Annotated in this window: 20 protein-coding genes and 1 riboswitch; of the genes, 19 read left to right on the top strand and 1 reads right to left on the bottom strand. The window is 24.5% G+C overall.

Translation table 11 applies throughout. The features are described from left to right. The first annotated feature begins 91 nt into the window (after positions 1-91). The 7 genes from CHF27_RS05940 to CHF27_RS05910 all read left to right on the top strand — a co-directional run bounded on the left by CHF27_RS05940 (position 92) and on the right by CHF27_RS05910 (position 7,677). Positions 92-517, top strand: a complete 426-nt coding sequence (locus CHF27_RS05940; protein WP_095405068.1) for a hypothetical protein — start codon at positions 92-94, stop codon at positions 515-517. A gap of 129 nt (positions 518-646) precedes the next feature. Next, positions 647-2,779 (top strand): adenosylcobalamin-dependent ribonucleoside-diphosphate reductase, encoded by a 2,133-nt coding sequence (locus tag CHF27_RS05935; RefSeq protein WP_095405069.1) that lies wholly within the window; start codon positions 647-649, stop codon positions 2,777-2,779. Between the two features lie 64 nt (positions 2,780-2,843). Continuing rightward, positions 2,844-3,071, top strand: coding sequence for a YgjV family protein (locus tag CHF27_RS05930; RefSeq protein ID WP_095405070.1), 228 nt, complete (start codon positions 2,844-2,846; stop codon positions 3,069-3,071). 134 nt (positions 3,072-3,205) lie between these two features. Next, positions 3,206-3,889 carry a response regulator transcription factor gene (locus CHF27_RS05925; RefSeq protein WP_334293874.1) on the top strand — a complete coding sequence of 228 codons (684 nt, stop codon included), beginning with the start codon at positions 3,206-3,208 and terminating at the stop codon, positions 3,887-3,889. Further along, positions 3,889-4,899 carry a sensor histidine kinase gene (locus tag CHF27_RS05920; protein WP_095405072.1) on the top strand — a complete coding sequence of 337 codons (1,011 nt, stop codon included), beginning with the start codon at positions 3,889-3,891 and terminating at the stop codon, positions 4,897-4,899. Before CHF27_RS05925 ends, CHF27_RS05920 begins: the two co-directional genes overlap by 1 nt. 149 nt (positions 4,900-5,048) lie before the next feature. Beyond that, the gene (locus CHF27_RS05915) at positions 5,049-5,804 is read left to right on the top strand and encodes an ABC transporter ATP-binding protein (RefSeq protein WP_095405073.1); all 756 of its coding nucleotides are present in this window, start codon (positions 5,049-5,051) and stop codon (positions 5,802-5,804) included. Beyond that, complete coding sequence (locus CHF27_RS05910) at positions 5,791-7,677, top strand: FtsX-like permease family protein (protein ID WP_095405074.1); 1,887 nt, start codon at positions 5,791-5,793, stop codon at positions 7,675-7,677. Before CHF27_RS05915 ends, CHF27_RS05910 begins: the two co-directional genes overlap by 14 nt. 106 nt (positions 7,678-7,783) lie before the next feature. On the opposite strand, the gene CHF27_RS05905 is transcribed toward CHF27_RS05910, so the two are convergent. After that, on the bottom strand, positions 7,784-8,386 hold the full coding sequence (locus tag CHF27_RS05905; RefSeq protein ID WP_095405075.1) for a DUF3793 family protein: 603 nt from the start codon (positions 8,384-8,386) through the stop codon (positions 7,784-7,786). A 287-nt stretch (positions 8,387-8,673) separates the two neighbouring features. On the opposite strand from CHF27_RS05905, the gene CHF27_RS05900 reads away from it, so the two are divergent. From CHF27_RS05900 to CHF27_RS05845, 12 genes are all read left to right on the top strand, one after another. Then, the gene (locus tag CHF27_RS05900; RefSeq protein WP_095405076.1) at positions 8,674-9,303 is read left to right on the top strand and encodes an IS607 family transposase; all 630 of its coding nucleotides are present in this window, start codon (positions 8,674-8,676) and stop codon (positions 9,301-9,303) included. Continuing rightward, positions 9,266-10,447, top strand: a complete 1,182-nt coding sequence (locus CHF27_RS05895) for an RNA-guided endonuclease TnpB family protein (protein ID WP_199533624.1) — start codon at positions 9,266-9,268, stop codon at positions 10,445-10,447. The genes CHF27_RS05900 and CHF27_RS05895 overlap by 38 nt, the downstream gene beginning before the upstream one ends. A gap of 159 nt (positions 10,448-10,606) precedes the next feature. Continuing rightward, on the top strand, positions 10,607-11,212 hold the full coding sequence (locus CHF27_RS05890) for a hypothetical protein (protein ID WP_095405078.1): 606 nt from the start codon (positions 10,607-10,609) through the stop codon (positions 11,210-11,212). 36 nt (positions 11,213-11,248) lie between these two features. Further along, positions 11,249-11,848: a hypothetical protein gene (locus CHF27_RS05885; protein WP_095405079.1), complete on the top strand. Its 600-nt coding sequence runs from the start codon at positions 11,249-11,251 to the stop codon at positions 11,846-11,848. A gap of 85 nt (positions 11,849-11,933) precedes the next feature. Next, positions 11,934-12,041, top strand: a riboswitch (SAM riboswitch). Between the two features lie 86 nt (positions 12,042-12,127). Then, entirely contained in the window at positions 12,128-13,093 is a 966-nt protein-coding gene (locus tag CHF27_RS05880) for a methionine ABC transporter ATP-binding protein (protein ID WP_095405080.1), read from the top strand. Then, on the top strand, positions 13,086-13,742 hold the full coding sequence (locus CHF27_RS05875; protein WP_095405081.1) for a methionine ABC transporter permease: 657 nt from the start codon (positions 13,086-13,088) through the stop codon (positions 13,740-13,742). The genes CHF27_RS05880 and CHF27_RS05875 overlap by 8 nt, the downstream gene beginning before the upstream one ends. Positions 13,743-13,777: 35 nt before the next feature. Continuing rightward, positions 13,778-14,575 (top strand): MetQ/NlpA family ABC transporter substrate-binding protein, encoded by a 798-nt coding sequence (locus CHF27_RS05870; protein WP_095405082.1) that lies wholly within the window; start codon positions 13,778-13,780, stop codon positions 14,573-14,575. 176 nt (positions 14,576-14,751) lie between these two features. Then, positions 14,752-17,511: a PAS domain-containing sensor histidine kinase gene (locus CHF27_RS05865; protein WP_095405083.1), complete on the top strand. Its 2,760-nt coding sequence runs from the start codon at positions 14,752-14,754 to the stop codon at positions 17,509-17,511. A 50-nt stretch (positions 17,512-17,561) separates the two neighbouring features. Continuing rightward, positions 17,562-18,200 (top strand): DNA-3-methyladenine glycosylase, encoded by a 639-nt coding sequence (locus CHF27_RS05860; RefSeq protein ID WP_095405084.1) that lies wholly within the window; start codon positions 17,562-17,564, stop codon positions 18,198-18,200. An 18-nt stretch (positions 18,201-18,218) separates the two neighbouring features. Next, positions 18,219-19,022, top strand: coding sequence for a pyrroline-5-carboxylate reductase (gene proC, locus CHF27_RS05855; RefSeq protein WP_095405085.1), 804 nt, complete (start codon positions 18,219-18,221; stop codon positions 19,020-19,022). Positions 19,023-19,204: 182 nt separating this feature from the next. Further along, positions 19,205-20,482 (top strand): SulP family inorganic anion transporter, encoded by a 1,278-nt coding sequence (locus tag CHF27_RS05850; RefSeq protein WP_095405086.1) that lies wholly within the window; start codon positions 19,205-19,207, stop codon positions 20,480-20,482. 180 nt (positions 20,483-20,662) lie between these two features. Next, on the top strand, positions 20,663-21,448 hold the full coding sequence (locus tag CHF27_RS05845; protein ID WP_095405087.1) for an ABC transporter ATP-binding protein: 786 nt from the start codon (positions 20,663-20,665) through the stop codon (positions 21,446-21,448).

The following is a 21,448-nucleotide window of genomic DNA, read 5'->3' as shown; positions in this document are numbered from 1 at the left end:
CCTCCTGTTTAAGTATAGCTATATTATTAATATATTTTTGCACATAATATATCTATAATATATACAAACTATCAAAGAGGAGGTTTTTTTATTGAAAAAAATTATATCTATTGCTTTTCTAACTTTTTTACTTTTTACAAATTTTTGTTTTGCTGATACAGTAACATATACAAGATATTTAAATGATTTAGTAAAAGTTAATCATGATTTAAAACTTTTATCAAAAGAGTTAGTTCAGTTATCTGATGATAATCATGAAAATTGCATAAAAAATGTTGAATATATTATGAAAACTACAGATTCCTTACAAAAAAATATTGTAACTACTTATAATAATACAGCTGATCTTGAAGAACAGCATAAATTATTATATTTAATTTATATAAATACAGTGTATTCAATTTCAATAAAAGAAGCTCGCTGGTATTTAGATAAACCTACTGATATAAATCATTTGATAAAGATGTTATCATCCCAAAGGACTGGAGATATGATTTTATTAGATATTAAAGAGTAACTAAAAATAAACTAGTACTAATGAAATTTATTATTGCTAGTTTATTTTTAGTAACTGATTTATATTTAATTTTATACAATATATAGAGTAAAAAAATGAAAAGGGTAATACAAGATTGGAGAATAGGACATGTTATCAATTATAAAAAGGGATGGAACAAAAGAAGCTTTTGATAAAAACAAAATATTTAATGCTGTCTACAAATCAACTATAAATAGTAAACAAGGAATAGATGAAGTTTTAGCAAAAACAATAGCTTTAAAAATAGAAAAGGAAATAATTAATGCAAAAGAAAAAGAATTTACAGTAGAAGAGATACAAGACAGAGTAGAAGTTTTATTAATGGAGTCAAATAGAAAAGATGTAGCTAAAAAATATATTTTATATAGAGAAAAAAGGTCAGATATAAGAAATTCAAAATGGAAAACAGATGAACTTCAGAAATCTATTTGGGCTAATAAATATCAATATAATAATGAGACATTTGATGAATGGATAGAAAGAGTATCTGGAGGAAATAAGAAAATAGCAAAGTTAATAAGGGAGCGTAAATTTTTATTTGCAGGAAGAATTTTAGCTAATAGAGGATTACCTAAAGATAATATAAAGGTAACTTATTCAAATTGTTATGTATTATCTCAACCTGAAGACAATCTAGAAAGTATATTTGATACAGCAAAAAAATTAGCTAGAACATTTAGTTATGGAGGAGGCGTTGGATTTGATATATCTAAGCTAAGACCAAATGGATCTTTAGTGCATAATTCAGCTAAGACAACTACTGGAGCTGTATCATTTATGGAACTATACTCAATGACAACATCTCTTATAGGACAAAGAGGTAGAAGGGGAGCCTTGATGATATCTATGGATGTAAATCATCCTGATATAGAATCTTTTATAGATATAAAAACTGATTTAGAAAAAGTTACAAAAGCAAATATATCAGTTAGAATAAATGATGAATTTATGAGAGCAGTTGAAAATAAAGAAAAATATCAATGTAAATTTAAAGTAGAATCAACTAAAGAAGAAATATTAAAAGAAATAGATGCATATAAATTATTTACAAAATTAATAACTAACAACTGGGATTATGCTGAACCTGGGATTTTGTTTTGGGATAATATAAAAAATAATCATTTATTAAGTGGTGATAAAAACTTTAAATATGCAGGGGTAAATCCTTGTGCAGAAGAACCGCTACCAGAAGGAGGAAGTTGCTTATTAGGTTCTATAAATTTAGCTGAATTTATAGTTGAACCATTTACTTCTAGTGCGATATTTGATATAGATAAATTTAAAGCATGTGTAAAAGATTGCGTAGTAGGGCTTAATGAAGTATTAGAAGAAGGATTAGAGTTACATCCATTACAAGAACAAAGGCAAACTGTTAGAAAGTATAGACAAATAGGGCTTGGGGTTATGGGAATAGCTGACATGCTTATAAAGATGAATATAAGATATGGAAGTGAAGAATCTATCAAGTTATGCGAAAAGTTATCTAATATAATGTTAAATAGTGCTATAGAACAATCAGCAATGTTATCAAAAGAATTTGGACCATATGAAAATTATGATAAAAAAGCTATTATTAAATCAAATTTCTTTAATGAAAATTTAAAAGATGATGTTAAAGATTTAGTAAAACAATATGGACTAAGAAATTCTCAAATACTTACAATACCACCAACTGGGTCTATATCTACTATGTTAGGAATAAGTGGAGGGATAGAGCCTATATTTAATCTTTCATATATAAGAAAGACTGAAACTTTACATGACCAAGATGTATATTATAAAGTATATACACCTATAGTAAAAGAATATATGGATTTAAAAGATATAGTGGATGAAAATAATTTGCCAGAAATATTTGTAACAGCAATGACTTTAAGTCCAAATGAAAGAATAAAGATGCAAAGTTCTTGGCAAAAGCATATAGATGCATCTATATCTTCAACAATAAATTTACCATATGAAGCAACTGTTGAGGATGTTTATAATATATATATGTCAGCATGGAAAAATAATTTAAAAGGAATAACAATATATAGAGATGGATGCAAACGTAGTGGAATACTTTTAAATGATAAACCAAATAAAAAAGAAAATAATAATCAAGAAAAAACAAATAAATTAGTTAATAATAAAGAAATTGAAGAGGAAAAATTCATATGCCCAGAATGCGGTAATGAAGCTGTTATTCCAACTGGAGGATGTGGAATTTGCTTACAATGTGGATATAGTAAATGTAACTAAACTAGAAAATGCATAATAATTTTCGTAAAATATCAAATAATAAATCAAAAAGGAGCAATCATATATGTTTAGTGTTAATCCTATTGAATGGGTTGGGTATTTAGCATCAATTTTAATTGTAATATCTTTAACAATGACATCTATTGTAAAACTTAGAATAATTAATACAATAGGATGTTTGTTATTTGTTTTTTATGGAATGATTGTAAAAGCTTATCCAGTTGCTATAGCAAATGCAGCAATTATCTTAATAAATTTATATTATATATATAAGCTTAATAAATCAAAATAAATTTTAAAATATTAATAAATATTAGACACTATAAAAGAATGATAAATTTATCATTCTTTTATAGTGTCTTTTTGTATTTTATACTCAAAATCTGATACAATATTTTACATAAATGATAATAAAGTTAAAAGAAGGTGAAATTATTGGTAGATATATTTATAATAGAAGATGATAAAGCTTTAAGCCGGGAAATAAGCTTAACTTTGAGTAAGTGGTCTTATAATGTAGAAGAAGTTAAGGATTTGGAAAATATAACAAAAGAAGTTTTAGAAGTTAATCCGAAGTTAATACTTATGGATATAAATCTTCCTTGTTATGATGGATTTTATTGGTGTTCTCAGATAAGAAATTTTTTAAAAGTACCAATAATATTTATATCATCACGAGATAGTGATATGGATATTATAATGTCAATTAATATAGGTGGAGATGATTATATAAAAAAACCTTTTTCTCCACAAGTATTAGTTGCAAAAGTACAAGCAATTTTAAGGAGAACTTATTCATATAATAGTGATTTAAAAAGTGACGTATTAAGATGTAATGATGTTGTATTAAACATATTAGAAAGTAAAATTTATTATAGTGATGAAAACATTGAACTAACTAAAAATGAATTGAAAATATTACATATTTTGATGGAAAGACAAGACACTATAGTGAAAAGGGATGAGATAATAGAAGAGCTTTGGGAAAGTGAAGAATTTATAAGTGAAAATACACTAACAGTTAATATAAATAGGCTTAGAAAGAAATTAGATTCTATAGGTTTAATAGATTTTATAATTACTAAAAAAGGACAGGGGTATATAGTTTAATGAATTTTATAAAATACTTAAATAATATAAAGTTATTTTTATTTTTAATTATAGTAGTTATAATTATCTTTGATTTAAATATAATCTTAGATTCTAGTTTATCTAATATATTAAGTAGTTTGATATACATAAATGTATTAACTTTAATAACAACCGTAATATTTTTAGTTATAGGATATTTAAGTCAAAAGAAAAAATATAAAATACTTTTTAATTATATAAACAATCAATCTGATGAAAAGAAATATGCAATTACTGATTGTTTTTATAAGATTATAGAAAATAAAGTAAATGAACATGAAGAAGAATTAAATGGTCTAAGAGAAGAATTACAAGAGATTAATGATTATATGACAAAATGGGTTCATGAAATAAAAATACCAATTGCAGTATTAGAAATAATATCTAAAAGAGTATCGGAAATTGAAAAAGAAGAAAGATTATCAAAAGATATAAATATAGAAATAAAACGGATTGAAAATTTAGTAGATCAAGCTTTATATACAAGTAGAGCTGGTAATTATAGTTCAGACTTTTTGATAGAAGAAGTAAATTTATCGAAGGTAATAAAAGAAGTAGTTAAAAAGCATAAGTATTTATTTATATACAATAAAATAGAGATAGAAATAAGTAATACTGATGTAAATGTGTTAACTGATAAAAAATGGATAACTCATATTATAGAGCAAATTATAGATAATTCGTGTAAATATACAAATAAATTTGGAAAAATTCAAATATACACTCTTAAAGATGATAAAGGTACTCAATTGCATATTAAAGATAATGGTATAGGGATAGTACCACAAGATATAGATAGAATATTTGATAAAGGATTTACTGGTGAAAATGGTAGAAAGAGAACTAAGTCAACTGGTATGGGGCTTTATATATCAAAGAAAATTTTACATAAATTAAGTCATAATATAGAAGTTGTTTCAAGTGCTAATAAATTTTGTGACGTGTATATTACATTTTATAATTTATCAGATTACTTTAACATAACATAAATGTAATATATAACCTTCAAATTGTAATGTAGATGGATGGATTATAAAAGCTAAAAATTATAATATATAAGTATAAATATAAGTATAAATATAAGTATAAATAAAAGCTATCTAAAAAGAAGCTACTTAAAATTTGGAGGTAAAATAAAATGTTAAAAGTAGTAAATTTAAAAAAAGAATTTAAAACTAATAAATCAATATTTAAAATACTTGATAATATAGATTTAGAGGTTAAAAAAGGTGAGTTTATAAGCATAATGGGACCATCTGGAGCAGGAAAAACTACGCTTTTAAATATATTATCTACAGTTGACAAGCCAACATGCGGTAAAGTTTATTATAACAATAAAAATATACAAGAAATGAATAATAAACAAATATCTAAATTTAGAAGAGAAAATATAGGATTTATATTTCAAGATTATAATTTATTAGATAGTATGACAGTAGAAGATAATATAGCATTACCATTAGTAATATCAAAAGAAAAACAAGATAAAGTTAGAGCTGAAGTGCTAAGACTTTCTAAGTTTTTTGGAATAGAAGGACATTTAAGCAAATATCCTTATGAATTGTCAGGTGGTCAAAAACAAAGAGCAGCAGCAGCAAGAGCATTAATAACAGAACCTAAAATTATATTTGCAGATGAACCAACTGGAGCGCTTGATTCTAAAGCATCTTCTGAGCTTTTAAATTGTTTAAAAGAAATGAATGAGAAGTTCAATGTAACAGTTATAATGGTAACTCATGATGCATTTAGTGCTAGTTATTCAAAAAAAGTTATTTTTATGAAAGATGGTAAATTAAATGCAAGAATAGATAGTAGTGGAAATAGAAAAGAGTTTTTTAATAACATAATGAATTTACTTACATCTATGGGGGGTGAAGTAAATGAGCTTTCTTAAGTTATCAATGATGAACTTAAGACAAAATTTAAAAAACTATGGAATGTATATATTTTCAATGGTTTTTTCAGTTATAGTTTTTTATAATTTTGCAACTCTTGGATATAGTGAACAATTTAAGTCAATACAAGATTTTAACACGATTTCAGTTATATCAGGTTTATGTGCTATGGTATTATTTTTATTTTTTATTTTCTTTATATCTTACTCAAGTAGCTTTTTTATAGAGCAAAGAAAAAAAGAATTTGGGATATATACATTTATGGGTATTGAAAATAATAAAATAGCATTGTTATTTGCTCAAGAAGGTTTATTTACAGGAATTATATCATTGATTATAGGTATAATAGGGGGAATCGCTGTAAATAAAATGTTTTTAATGACACTTGTTAAGTTAGCTAATAAAAGTAATATAATTAAATTTGAAATATCAACACATGCTATAATAGCTACATCTTTTATGTTTTTAGGAATATTAGTACTAGTATTTATAAAGGAATACATACTTTTAGTAAGAACTGATATTACAAAATTATTAAATGCTACTAATATGTACCAAAATGTATCAACTAAGAATAAAACAATTCAAGGGATATTAGGATTAGTAATAATTTTGGGAGGATATATATCAACAATTTATTTTAGAGATTTAGGTATTAACTTTATGATAGCAATAATAATAGCAGTATTATCAGTAATAATAGGAACAGCATTTTTATTTAAAGGATTTTTTACATTTATTATGAGTAAAATAATAAAAAATAAGAAAATACTATATAAAAATACAAATATAGTAAGTTATAATAATGTTATTTTTAGAATAAAAGATAGTAATAAAGTATTAGGTCAAGTTACTGTTCTTATAACTTGCTGTTTAACAAGTGTAATAGTAGCATTTGGAATGAAAACTTTATTTGATAATACATATAATGATGAATTTCCATATAGCATATATTATATGAGTAGAGGAGAAAATGACGATAAAATAGTAAATAAAGCTATAAGTTTAAGTAAAGAAGAAGTAGATTTTAAAGTAAATATAGATTTAATTGATTACAAGACAAAATCTAAAATAAGTGATTATTTAGATAAATTAAATATAGTTAGATACTCAGATATTGAATATATTATGAAACATAAAAGTATTGATAATGAAAAAAGACTATTAAAAAATAAGCCTAAAGATGGAGAAGGCTTTATTATCCCTCCTAAAAATATGCTTAATGCATCGGGTATAAACTTAGATGAAAAAATAGCAGGAAAAGAAATAAAATTAAAAGATTATTTTGCATCATCAATTATGGGAAATCAAAAAGAATCACTTTTAATAGTTAGTGATAATGATTATAAGTATTTCTTAGAAAATATAAAAGATGTTAATGTATTAAACTATAAAGGAATAACACTAAAAAACTTTGAAAATACTTCACAAATTTCAAAGTATGTAAAAGATAACTCAGACATGAAGTTACACAGTGTAGACACATTTGATAAACATAAATTTGATTTTATAAATTCTGTATACTTTATAGGTATTTTCTTAGGGTTAGTGTTTATGATATCTTTGGGAAGTATAATGTATTTTAAATGTATATCAGATGCAAATAAAGATAAAGTTAGATTTGATACATTAAGAAAAATAGGAACAAGTCAAGAATATATAAATAAAGTAATATTTAAACAAGTGGGAATATATTTCTTATTACCAATAATTATAGGGATTATTCATAGTATAGTAGCTGGACATCTAGTTAAGGATACTTTTAATATAGAGAGCTATTCATCAGTAATAAAATGTATAGGTACTTTCTCAATAATATATTTAATGTATTATTTTATAACAGCTAGAAAATATATAGAAATAACTAAGTAAAAAATATAAAAATTTTATAAAATAACCTAGTGAAGGGATGAAATATAGTTCTACAGGCATCTGTAAACAGAACTTATTTTCATCCCAAGTTGTAGGTTATTTATTGTTAAACTGCATCTAAATTATCTAAAATTTCTTCTATAGAATGAAAATTAAGTAAATTTCTCATTTTTTCTCTATGATATAAAAATTTAGAAAAAATATCCTCTGAAGGTTTTGGATCTCCGTAAACTCTCCAATATTTTGTATTATAAGATTTTTCATTTCCATAGCCCATAAAACCAACAACATCTTTAATAGGATATCCTAAAAATATACCAATTTCATCTGGAAAAATTTCTGTATTTAATTTATCTATAAGATAAGAAATATATAAATCAACATTTATTTCAATTGGATAACCTAAAAACTTTAAAAAATTTAGAGATTTTTTACATTTTAATGTTTTTTCTAAAGCAATTTTATTTACAAATAAAATTTTTATATTTTTATTTTTCTTATCTATAATAAAAAAATTTATTTTTTTACATTCACTAAAATATTTAGAAATTTCATATAGTTTGTTTTCTTTATTTAAGTCATAGTTAGGAATACTTATTATTTCAGCTGGTTTGGAACCCATTAGCACAGGAGCTAATAATTCTACAAGCCATTTTATATATGATGAATTAATTTTGTTTTTACAACAATATGATTTACAACATTTCATAAAATACACTCCTTAATTGAAAATAATAATCAATATTAAAATAATTATACAACAAATGATAATCAATATCAATGATGAAAATTTAAATATATATATAATTTTTTCCTATTAAAAAAATAAAAAACAAAAATACTAAAAAATATTATAAATTATGTAAATAAATATTAAAAATTTACAAAACATAATACAGGTGATAAATATTTTTTGAAAGGAGGAATAATTTAGTTAGCAAAAACATAAACGAATATAGTTATTTGTAGTAATGTATAGTCAAGAGGTGATTATATATTAATAATAATAACTACAAACCAAAGGAATTTGCAGAGTTAATAAATATTTCGGTTAGAACTTTACAACGTTGGGATGTTGAGGGAAAATTAAAAGCATTTAGAACTCCTACAAATAGAAGATATTACACTTATGAACAATATCTTGAATACAAAGGTATTCATAAAGAAACAAATGATAGAAAAACTATCATTTATACAAGAGTTTCAACTTCTAATCAAAAATATGATTTAAAAAATCAAGTAGATTTTCTTAGGCAATATGCCAATGCTAAAGGTATCATAGTAGATGAAGTTATTGAGGATTATGGAAGTGGGTTGAATTATAACCGTAAAAAATGGAATAAATTAATTGATAGCTGTATGACTAATGAAGTAAATACTATTATCGTAACTCATAAAGATAGATTTATTCGATTTGGTTATGAGTGGTTTGAAAGATTCTTAGCTAAATTTAATGTAAATATAATAGTTGTTAATAATGAAAGTCTTTCTCCACAAGAAGAGTTAGTTCAAGATATAATTTCAATTATAAATGTATTTAGTTGCAGGATATATGGGCTAAGAAAGTATAAGAAAAAGATTAGAGAGGATGAAGAAGTTGAAAAGAGCATACAAGATAGAAATTAATCCTACTCAAGAGCAAAAACATAAAATACATCAAACTATTGGTGTGAGTAGATTTATATACAACTTTTACATCGCTCGTAACAAAGATGTTTATGAAAGAGAAGGAAAATTTGTAAGTGGTATGGATTTTTCTAAATGGTTAAATAACGAATATATACCTAACAATCAAGATATGAAATGGATCAAAGAGGTATCTTCTAAAGCTACTAAACAAGCCATTATGAATGGAGATAAAGCTTTTAAAGAGTTCTTTAATGGTAAGAGAGGTTTTCCTAAGTTCAAGAAAAAGAAAAATAAAGATGTAAAAGCATATTTTCCTAAGAATAATAAAACTGATTGGACTTTAGAAAGACATAGGGTTAAGATACCTACTTTTGGTTGGATAAGGCTTAAAGAGTTTGGATATATACCGACTAACTCGACAGTTAAAAGTGGGACAGTAAGTCAAAAATCAAATAGATACTATGTTTCAATATTAGTTGAAGAAAATGATATAGAAATCCCTAAACCTGCAAATGAAGGTATAGGGATTGACCTTGGCATTAAAGATTTTGCAATATGTTCAGATGGAAATAAATTTAAAAATATAAATAAAACTTCAATAGTTAAAAAAGTTGAAAAGAAGTTAAAAAGAGAACAAAGAAAACTTTCAAGGAAATATGAGAGTTTAAAAGTTAGAAATAAAAATATAAAAGAAGGAGTAGCTACTCGTCAAAATATTCAAAAGCAAATAGTCAAAGTACAAAAACTTCATCAGAGATTAACTGATATAAGAACTGATTATATTAATAAAACTGTATCTTCAATAATAGAGCAAAAACCAAGCTATGTTACTATTGAAGATTTAGCAATTTCTAATATGATGAAAAATAAGCATTTATCTAAAGCTATTGCAAGTCAAAAATTCTTTGAGTTTAGAACTAAGCTAACTTCTAAGTGTAAACAAAATAATATAGAACTTAGGATAGTTGATAGATTTTATCCATCAAGTAAAACTTGTAGTAACTGTAAAGAGGTTAAAAAGGATTTAAAACTAAAAGATAGGATATATAAGTGTCCTAATGAAAAGTGTAATCTTGTAATTGATAGAGATTTAAATGCAAGTTATAACCTTAAAAATGCTAAAAAATATAAGATAGCTTAACTGAAAAAGCACTTATATATGTACGGAGGGCTAACTTCGGAATTTACGTTTGTAAAGAACTATACCAAATCGTAGTAGCTTAGGCAAGGCGAGGTTCTGTGAAGCAGAAATAATCTCGATATGGATACATTTGACCATATTTTGAGTAGCAGATATAAATTGAAACTAAATAAAATACTATCAATTTTTTTTGTAACGATATTTTTAATAAGTATGACAGGATGTAATAATTCAACTAACGAAAATAAAACACAACAAAATGAAAAGAAAAATCAAATTCAAGATCAAAAACAAGATAATAACAAGGGTATGAATAAGGATGAATATAAAGAATTACTTACAAAAAGCTATGATAAATATATTCAACCACTAGATATAAAGGAATATGATGATTTAGAAAATTTATTATCAAATAATAGTCAAAAAGATATTAATAAATTTGTTGAAGATTTTAAATTAATATTAGATGAAAGTAAATCTAATATTAATGAATTTTCAAAAACCATTTCAAATCTAAAAATAGAAGATGAAAAATTAAGCAATTTAAATAATGAATTATTTGAAGAATCTCAAAAGTTAGTTAAAGATATTGATAATCAAAAATTAGCAATAGACAAAGTAGATAAAGATATATTGACTAAACCAATAAAAGAAATCTTAGATTATTTAAATGAAACTTTAATCAAAGAAGATTTATTTACTAATAAATTTGATGAAAAACTACAAAAGATAGAAGATTATTTAGGTATAGATTTACAAAAATAATAAATTATTAATACACATAATTTAGGAGGGGTAATAATGAATAAAAATAAGATAGTAACAATAGGTTTAGCTTTAGCATTAACAATAGGAGTAGTAGGGTGTAATAAAGAAAAAACTCAAAAAGAAGTTCCTAAAAATACAGTTCAAGAGGAAAATGCAAGACCTAATGATGAGTATTCAACTAATTTTTCAAAATATTATAATGATTATTTAGTAAACTTACCTGATTATAATAAATATAATGATATAGAATCTATAAAAAAGACTTATGAAACTGAAAAATATCCTGGTAATGAAAAATATGTATCAGATTTAAAAGTTGCCTACCAAGATAGTAAACAAAAAATACAATCATTTATAGATTCATTAAAAAAGGATGTTAAAACTGACGACAAAGAGTTAAAGAAAACAAATGATGAGTTAATTTCAGAAGGTGAAAAATTGATTAAAAATTTAGATGAAAAAATTAAAAAATTAGATCAATTACCAGATGATGCAATGAAAAAACCAAAGGATGAATTTATAAAATTAGTAAATGATACAACTAAAATTGAAAATGAAACAGAGAATGGATTTAATAAAATACTAAATGATATTAAAAATAAATTAGGGATAAAGGATACTAATAAAAAATAATATTAAAATAAAAAACTGTTGACATATATATCCAAATAATATAGTATTTAAATATATTAACAAATAAATAATAAAATTGAATATAGTCTTATCAAGAGAGGCGGAGGGACTGGCCCTATGAAACCCGGCAACCAGTATATATTTATATACATGGTGCTAAATCCAGCAACTTATAAAAGTTGAAAGATGAGTATAAATTGCCTAAAAAGCCTGAGTTTATACTCAGGCTTTTATTAATTTTAATTTGTTAAGCTTATCAATTGAATAGGGGGGATTAGTATGATTGAGATAAAAAATATTGACAAATACTATCAAGATATAAAGGTATTAGATGATGTAAGTATGACTATAAAATCTGGAGAGATATTTGGAATTATAGGTCATAGTGGAGCAGGAAAATCCACATTACTTAGATGTATAAATAGATTAGAAGATTATAAAAATGGTGAAATTTTAGTGAATAATAAAAATGTAAAAAACTTAAATGAAAAAGAATTAAGAGAACTTAGAAAAGATTTAGGAATGATATTTCAACAATTTTCTTTACTTGAAAGAAAGACAGTATTTGAAAATATTGCATTACCTTTAGAATGTTTTAAGTATTCTAAGGATGAAATTAAAAGGAGAGTTTTGGAATTATTAGACCTAGTAGGAATAAGTAATAAAAGAAATGAAAAACCTAGAAATTTAAGTGGAGGTCAAAAGCAAAGAGTTGCAATAGCAAGAGCATTGGCATTAAATCCTAAAGTGATTCTTTGCGATGAAGCAACATCAGCATTAGATCCAAATACAACTAAATCAATATTAAATTTATTACAAGATATAAATAATAAGTTAGGGATAACAATAGTTATAGTAACTCATCAAATGGAAGTTATAAAGCAAATATGCACAAGGGTAGCCATAATGGAAGGTGGAAAGGTTTTAGAGATAGATGATACAGAAGAAGTTTTTCTTCACAATAGAAATGGACTTAGAGCGTTAGTAGGAGAAGAAAATATAGTATTGCCAAAAGGTATAAATATAAAAATACTATTTCCAAAAGAAATTTCAAATGACACTATTATAACCAAGATGGCTAGAGATTTAGACATAAATTTCTCAATAATTTTCGGAAGATTGGAAAAATTCAGAAAAAACATATTAGGTTCTTTAATAATAAATGTACCAGCAAATAATGGAGATGATGTAAGACAATATCTTGATAAAGAAAAAATAAGATGGGAGGAGATAATAAATGACTAGTTTAAGTGAATATATAAATAATATTTTACTAAAAGCATTGCTACAAACTATGTATATGATAATAGTTCCTACAATAATTGCAACAGTAGTAGGTATTATAGTTGCAATCATATTAGTTGTAACTAAACAAGATGGGTTAAAACCTAATAAAACAATATATAAAATTTTAGATTTTATAGTAAACACATTAAGAAGTTTTCCATTTATGATACTTATAGTAGCATTAATACCAATAACAAGATTAATAGTAGGAACTAGTATTGGAGAGAATGCAGCAGTGGTACCTATAACTATTGGGTCTGCACCATTTATAGCAAGAATAATAGAAAGTGCGTTAAATGAAGTTGATAAGGGATTAGTAGAAGCAGCAAAATCATTTGGTGCAACAAAGAAACAAATAATATTTAAAGTGATGATAAAAGAGGCTATGCCATCTATTATATCTGGGATTACACTTTCTATAATATCAATACTTGGATATACTGCAATGGCTGGGGCAGTAGGTGCAGGAGGTCTTGGAAATGTAGCACTTACATATGGACATCTAAGATTTGATACAGCAGTCATGATTTATACAGTAGTAACTTTAGTTATATTAGTTCAAATAATTCAAGGAATAGGAAATTTAGTATATAGAAAGTTAAGATAATAAAAAATAAAAAAATGATTATAGGGGGAAAAAAAATGAAAATAAAAAAAATATTAACTTTATCAGTAGCATCAGCATTAGTAGTATCACTAGTAGGTTGTTCTGGAACTAACAAAGATGATAAAACAATTACAGTAGGAGCATCATCAACTCCTCATGCAGAAATTTTAGAAGCTATAAAACCAAACTTAGAAAAAGAAGGATATAAATTAGACATTAAGATATTTGATGATTATGTACTTCCAAATACAGCATTAAGCGAAGGTTCATTAGATGCTAATTATTTTCAACATGCACCATATTTGGATGAAACGATAAAAGAAAAGGGGTATAAACTTACTTATACATCAAAAATACATTTAGAACCTATGGGGTTTTATTCAAGTAATATAAAAGACATAAAAGATATAAAAAATAAAGGCAAAATAGCGATACCAAACGATCCAACAAATGGTTCAAGAGCATTAAAGTTGTTAGCAGACAATGGAATAATAAAAATTAAAAACCAAGAACTTTTAGGAATTAAAGATATAACAGAAAATTCTAAAAATCTTGACATAGTAGAAATGAATGCAGAACAATTGCCAACAGTATTAAAAGATGTGGATGGGGCAGTAATAAATACAAATTATGCTTTAAGTGCAAATTTAAATCCAACTAATGATGCTTTAATAATGGAGTCAAAAGATTCTCCATACTCTAATATATTGGCATGTAGAGAGGATAATAAAGATAGTGAGAAAGTAAAAGCTTTAACAAAAGCTTTAACTAGTAAAGAAGCTAAAGAGTTTATAAAAACAAAATACAAAGGAAGTATAATTACTTCTTTTTAATATTAACAAAAGAGATTGTCTCAAAATCAATATTTAGATTTTGAGACAATTTTTTTAAATATATATAATTTTATATCATTTAAATAAACAATAATGTTTTTTAATCACAAAATGACAAATTTCTTTCATAAATAATGATAATATAATGGTATAAATATGAAAAAAGTGGTGATTTTATGGGAGAAGCTTATATAGAAATAGAAGAGGAAAACTTTAAAAATTTATCATTCAATAATAAAAGAATATGTTTTTTATTAAATTTATTTTTAATTATTCTTGCAATATATAATATAAATTTATATGTTATATCTATAAATGCATTTGGAATTAGCATTTTACTAATATTTGGACATAATGCAATGTACTTAAAAAATTCAAATCAAGAAAATTTTATAAGAATATTACAAATTAGTTCTATTATATTAATTTTTGCTCAAGCATATAGCTTTTGTAATATATTTATTTATCAAAGAACAGCAATTTTATTAACATTTAGCATAGTGAATATATCAAGAATTTTATATTTATTTAAAATAGCAAAAAATTCATTTTACAAATATAAGATAATTTGTGCTTATATTATGGTTATTTTTTTACATATAATTTTAAATATGAGATTTTCAAGTAATGAGATATATGAAGCTAGGATAATCATTGATATAATAATATCAGTTATAAATTTATTAATAATACATAAATTACATAATAAGGAAAAATATTATAAAGTTATGATGAATTTAGGCAATTATATAATAATATCACAAATCACATATTTATTTTATAAGATATTTAATTACAAGATATTTTTTATTATCACATTATTATTATTATTTAATTATGTTTATTATGGATATAGATGTACCATTAAATATAATTTGATATATCCATTTATTGAGTTAGATAAAAATAATAAGGTATTAGATATAAATTCTAAAAAAATTGATTTTGATAATTTATCAATAAAAAGTAAAATTTTAGTACAAAATAAATTGAAAAATTGCATAAATAAAAAAAATGAATTATTAAAAACTACTTTTTTATTTATGCCTAGTTTAACTATTGTAACAGATGAAAATTTTAATATAATACATAAAAATAATCAATTTAGACAAGTATTTAATGAGAAAGTAACAAATTTCAGTGAAGTTTTTGGGAATAATTATAATGAAAAATTATTAAAAAATTTATATAGAGAAATAAATAATAACAATTCGTTAGATGAAATAATATATTTAAATGATAAAATATATATGTTAAATGTAACTAAAAGTAGTTATAAAGAAAACACTGGATATTTAATAAGTCTTATTAATATTACGAAAGAAAAGAAAATGGAAGAAGAATTAATATCATTAAATGAGGAATATAAAAAAATAGTATACAATATTCCTTGTGCGATAATGATGAAAACTACAGGTAAAACTAATTATGAAGATAAAATAACTAGTGTAAATAAGAAATTTGAAGAAAAATTTGGATATCCTGAGGATGAATTGAAAAATATCTCTATGGCTGAATTTATAGAAAAAGTGAAAGTACAAGAATTTGATACAAGAGAGTATAAAATCATTAACAGAAGTATAAAAGAGAACATAGATAAGCTTAATTATTGTGAAGATGGAGATTATGTGAAAAACTATTTAGTTTTAAATAATAATAAAAATTATAAAATAGTGGAAGTTAATATTAAAGACTATATTGTTGAAAAAGAATTATTTAAGCTATTAAATATTAAAAATGTAACTGAAGAAATGATAATAAGGAAGAAAAGAAACGATCAAAAGATAATTTATAAAAAAGTTTTAGATGCGATTCCAGAAGCTATATTAGTTGAAGATATAAAAACTAACAGAGTTTTGTATACTAATAAAGAATTAAAATTATTATTAGGAATAAATGAAGATAAAAGAGGCTTAATAGTTCAAAAATATAGAAATAATATAATAAAGGAGTATATACATAATATTTATTTAGGTTGTGAAGATAAGATAATAAATATAGAGAATGAAAATAAAGAAAATAAAGAAATAAGAATAATTTCAAAAAAAATGATATTTGGAGAAAGAGAAGCTAAGCTTAGATTAATTAAAGATATTAAAGAGGAAAAAGAAGCTGAAAAAATAAAGGGAGATTTAATTAGACAAAGGGAGTATGATAATCTAAAAATGGCATTTTTCACAAATATGTCTCATGAAATAAAAACTCCTTTAAATAATATATATAGCTCTACTCAACTAATAGAAAGTTTATATAAAAAAAATAAAATTAAAGATGTAAATGACATAGTTAATAAACACATAAAAATCACTAAGCAAAATATGTTTAGACTTTTAAGGCTTATTGAAAACATAATAAATATATCTCAAGTTAAATCAGATTTATATAAATTTAATGCTACAAACTTTGATATTGTTTATATTACAGAAAAAATAGTTACCTCTATTTTAGCATATGCAGAATCGAAAAATATAAAATTAACATTTGAAGCTAATCAAGAATCTTTAATAGTAGGTTTAGATCCAGAAGCTATGGAAAGAGTAATACTAAATATACTTTCTAATGCTATAAAATTCACGCCAAAAAATGGACAGATAAAAGTACAAGTAAATAAAAAAAATAATATGGTGGAAATAAGTATAAAAGATAGTGGTGTTGGTATAGAAAAGGAAAAACTTAATTTTATATGTGAAAGATTTCAACAAATAGAAAATAGTAATATATCTAATGAATTTGGTAGTGGAATAGGACTATATCTTACAAAATCATTAGTAGAGCTTCAAAAGGGGGATATGTATATAGATAGTAAGATTGGAGAAGGCACTAAAGTTACGGTTTTATTTCCAATAAAAGAAGTAGTAGAAACTGTTAATGTTAAGGATAATTACAATAGTAATATAGAAAAAATTGAAATAGAATTTTTTGATATTTATAAATAAAAAAAGAAACTATCTAGATTAAATCTATATTTACAGGTAGAGGTGATATTTTGAATATAAGTTTTTTTAGAAAAGATGGAATAAATTTAGCTAAAGATATATTAGGAAAATATCTTATCAGAGAGTATGATGATAAGTACATAGTAACTAAGATAGTAGAAACAGAAGCATATATGGGAGTAAGTGATAAGGGAGCACATGTATACGGTGATAAAAAAACTGACAGAACAAAGCCATTATATTTAGATGGGGGACATATATATGTGTATTTAATCTATGGAATGTATCATTGTTTAAATATATCAGCAAATAAAGAAAATATACCAGAATGTGTATTGATAAGAGGCATAGAACCTATAATGGGTGTAGATGATATTTCATTTAATAGATATGAAAAGGATTATAAAGATTTAACATCTTACCAGAAGAAAAATATAACGAATGGTCCAGGAAAACTTTGCAAAGCATTAAAAATTGATAGAAGCTTAAATTGTAAAAGTATAACAGATGGACAATTGTACATAAGTGATTTTTATTATAATAATGAAAAAGAAAAAGTGCTTAGTGATGAAAATATTAACATGGAAATGGGCAAACGAATAAATATTGACTACGCAGAAGAGGCAAAGGATTATTTATGGAGATTTTATATAAAAGACAATAAATATGTATCAGTAAAAAATAAATGAAAATGTAGGAGAAAAATTATGAAAAAAATAGGATTTATAGGAGCGGGGAACATGGCGTGTGCTATGATAGGAGGAATAATAAAATCCAATTTATTACATCCAAATAAAATTATAGCTTCTGCAAGAACTACATCTACATTAGATAAAATAAAAGATGAATTTAAGATAAATGTTACTAAAAACTCAAAGGAAGTAGTTAAAAACTCAGATATAATAATAGTAGCAGTCAAGCCTAATGTATATAATAGAGTATTAGATGAAGTAAAAGAATTTATAGATAAAGATAAAATAATAGTTACAATAGCAGCGGGAAAAACTATAAAATCAATAGAAGAAGTAATTCAAAGTGATAAAAAAATAATAAGAACTATGCCAAATACACCAGCACTAGTTGGACAAGGAATGTCGGCTATTTGTAAAAATAAAAATATAACAGATGAAGATTTAGAGTTAGTAAAAATGATATTTGATTCTTTTGGAAAATCTGAAGTGGTAGAAGAAAATTTAATAGATTCAGCTATAGGTGTAAGTGGATCTAGTCCAGCGTATGTATTTATGTTTATAGAAGCAATGGCAGATGCAGCTGTAATTGCTGGAATGCCAAGAAAACAAGCTTATAAATTTGCAGCACAAGCAGTTATGGGTTCGGCAAAAATGGTTTTAGAAACAGGAAAACATCCAGGAGAATTAAAAGATATGGTTTGTTCCCCTGGAGGAACTACAATAGAAGCAGTTAGAGTATTAGAAGAAGAAGGTATGCGTTCATCAATAATAAAAGCAATATGTGCATGTGTAGATAAATCTAAAAAGATGAGTGAGTAAGGTAAAATTGAATTAATTAAAGGTGACTTGATAGTTAACTACTTATAATTAACATTATTCCTTCTAAGTTAGAAATCTAATTAAAATAGTAATGTATTAAAAAAATACAAAATATTTTTGACTTTAGTATACAGTAGGAGTATTATAAATAAGGATGAAAAAATGTTGAAAGGAGTTACTAAATGTCACCTAAGTTATTTAAAATGCTTAATAACAAGGAATTAAGTAAAGAACAAATTATAAAGGATATAGTAGCAGGGATAATTGTAGCAATAATAGCACTTCCATTATCAATAGCACTTGCTATATCTTCGGGCGTATCACCAGAAAAAGGAATTATAACTGCAATATTTGCAGGGGGTCTAATATCTATTTTGGGGGGAAGTAAAGTACAAATTGGGGGACCAACAGGAGCTTTCGTGGTAATTGTTTACGGAATAGTACAGCAGTATGGAATGACAGGACTTATAATATCAACTATAATGGCAGGAATAATGTTAATTTTAATGGGCCTTTTAAGGTTTGGTTCATTAATAAAATATGTACCTAAAACTGTAACGGTAGGTTTTACAAGTGGAATAGCTATAACTTTATTAGTTACTCAAATAAAAGACTTCTTAGGTCTTAATATAAAAAATGCACCAGCAGAATGTATAGGAAAAATTACAAGTTACATACAAACTATGGATACTTTTGATTTTATGGCATTTATAGTTGGTTTAGCATGTATACTAGTTATGATATACTGGCCGAAAGTTAATAAAAGCATACCAGGATCTATAATAGCTTTAGTAATAGCTACAGCAGTAGTAAAAGTATTTAATATTCAAATAGATACTATAGGAAGTGTATATAGTAATATATCTTCGGCAATTCCAATGCCTACAATACCAAAAGTAGACTTAAATACAATAAAAGAATTAGTTAAACCTGCTTTAACAATTGCATTACTTGCAGGAATAGAATCATTACTGTCATGTGTAGTTTCAGATAAGATGATAGATGATAAGCATGATTCAAATATGGAGTTAATAGCTCAAGGAGCAGGAAATATAGTTTCTGCATTATTTGGAGGAATTCCAGCAACAGGAGCAATAGCTAGAACAGCAGCTAATGTAAAAAATGAAGGAAGAAGTCCTATATCAGGGATAATTCATGCAATTATGTTATTATTAATAATGGTGATTTTAATGCCTCTAGCAAAAATGATACCTATGACTGTTTTATCAGCTATACTTATAGTGGTATCTTATAACATGGGAGAATGGGGCGAATTTAAAGAAATGTTAAGTCTTCCAAAAGGAGATATAATAGTTTTAGTTGCTACATTTGTTTTAACGATTATTTTCGATTTAGTAGTAGCTATAGCAGTTGGAATGGCTCTTCATATGTTATTTACTATGATAAATAGATTAAGTTCAAAAGAAGAAGAAGAAATTGAGTTAGAAAATGCTGTATAGATAAAATAAATAGAAATTTATAAAAACTAAAAGAGCTTCAGTAAATATATTATATTTAGGATTTAGTAAATATATTATATTTGTTGGAGTTTTTTTGATTACAGTTATAGTAAAATAAATATGTTAAATATTAGGATATGATATAATAAAGTTACATAATTAGTAACATTAGGAGGAAATATGGAGAATAAGCAAAAGATAATAGAGATAAAAGATTTAAAAATGAGTTATGGACAAAAAGAAGTATTAAAGGGGATTAATTTAGACATCTATGAAGGGAATATTATAGGGTATATAGGACCAAATGGGGCAGGGAAAAGTACTACTATAAAAATACTACTAGGTTTAATAAAAGAATATAGTGGAGAAGTAAGTATATTTGGAAGTAATATATCTCATTCAAATGAAGGATATAAAAAAAGAATTGGATATGTACCAGAAGTGGCGAAAGTATATGAAAGTTTAACTGCAAGAGAGTACTTGACTTTTATTGGTCAATTATATGGATTAGACTATGAAAAATGTAATGAAAAAGCAAGTAAGCTTATGAATATTCTAGGTATAGATGAAGCTTATGATTCAAGATTGTCATCATTTTCAAAGGGAATGAAGCAAAAGGTAATAATAATATCAGCTCTTTTACACAATCCAGATATATTATTTTTGGATGAACCATTAAGTGGTTTAGATGCAAACAGTGTTATGCTTATAAAAGAAATAATATCAAAGTTAAAAGAAGAAGGTAAGACAATTTTTTATTCTTCTCATATAATGGAAGTCGTAGAAAAAATAAGTGATAGAATAATAGTTTTAAATGATGGAAATATAGCAGCAGATGGAAATTTTGAAGAAATAAAAAACTCAAACTTTAATGGATCTTTAGAAGAAATTTTTAATGAAATAACAGGTTTTGATGAGCATACTAGATTATCTAGTGAATTTGTAAATATTTTAAAAGAGGTATAA

The organism is Romboutsia maritimum (assembly GCF_002251085.2).
GTDB classification, from domain to species: Bacteria; Bacillota; Clostridia; order Peptostreptococcales; family Peptostreptococcaceae; genus Romboutsia_B; species Romboutsia_B maritimum.
This window is presented reverse-complemented; position numbering and strand designations above follow the sequence as displayed.

What these genes read in the sequence shown, in the direction of transcription:
- CHF27_RS05935 (WP_095405069.1), top strand. Translation starts at nt 647, where the DNA reads ATGTTATCAATTATAAAAAGGGATGGAACAAAAGAAGCTTTTGATAAA.
- CHF27_RS05930 (WP_095405070.1), top strand. Translation starts at nt 2,844, where the DNA reads ATGTTTAGTGTTAATCCTATTGAATGGGTTGGGTATTTAGCATCAATT.
- CHF27_RS05920 (WP_095405072.1), top strand. Translation starts at nt 3,889, where the DNA reads ATGAATTTTATAAAATACTTAAATAATATAAAGTTATTTTTATTTTTA.
- CHF27_RS05915 (WP_095405073.1), top strand. Translation starts at nt 5,049, where the DNA reads ATGTTAAAAGTAGTAAATTTAAAAAAAGAATTTAAAACTAATAAATCA.
- CHF27_RS05910 (WP_095405074.1), top strand. Translation starts at nt 5,791, where the DNA reads ATGAGCTTTCTTAAGTTATCAATGATGAACTTAAGACAAAATTTAAAA.
- CHF27_RS05905 (WP_095405075.1), bottom strand. Translation starts at nt 8,386, where the DNA reads ATGAAATGTTGTAAATCATATTGTTGTAAAAACAAAATTAATTCATCA.
- CHF27_RS05895 (WP_199533624.1), top strand. Translation starts at nt 9,266, where the DNA reads ATGAAGAAGTTGAAAAGAGCATACAAGATAGAAATTAATCCTACTCAA.
- CHF27_RS05885 (WP_095405079.1), top strand. Translation starts at nt 11,249, where the DNA reads ATGAATAAAAATAAGATAGTAACAATAGGTTTAGCTTTAGCATTAACA.
- CHF27_RS05880 (WP_095405080.1), top strand. Translation starts at nt 12,128, where the DNA reads ATGATTGAGATAAAAAATATTGACAAATACTATCAAGATATAAAGGTA.
- CHF27_RS05875 (WP_095405081.1), top strand. Translation starts at nt 13,086, where the DNA reads ATGACTAGTTTAAGTGAATATATAAATAATATTTTACTAAAAGCATTG.
- CHF27_RS05870 (WP_095405082.1), top strand. Translation starts at nt 13,778, where the DNA reads ATGAAAATAAAAAAAATATTAACTTTATCAGTAGCATCAGCATTAGTA.
- CHF27_RS05865 (WP_095405083.1), top strand. Translation starts at nt 14,752, where the DNA reads ATGGGAGAAGCTTATATAGAAATAGAAGAGGAAAACTTTAAAAATTTA.
- proC (WP_095405085.1), top strand. Translation starts at nt 18,219, where the DNA reads ATGAAAAAAATAGGATTTATAGGAGCGGGGAACATGGCGTGTGCTATG.
- CHF27_RS05850 (WP_095405086.1), top strand. Translation starts at nt 19,205, where the DNA reads ATGTCACCTAAGTTATTTAAAATGCTTAATAACAAGGAATTAAGTAAA.
- CHF27_RS05845 (WP_095405087.1), top strand. Translation starts at nt 20,663, where the DNA reads ATGGAGAATAAGCAAAAGATAATAGAGATAAAAGATTTAAAAATGAGT.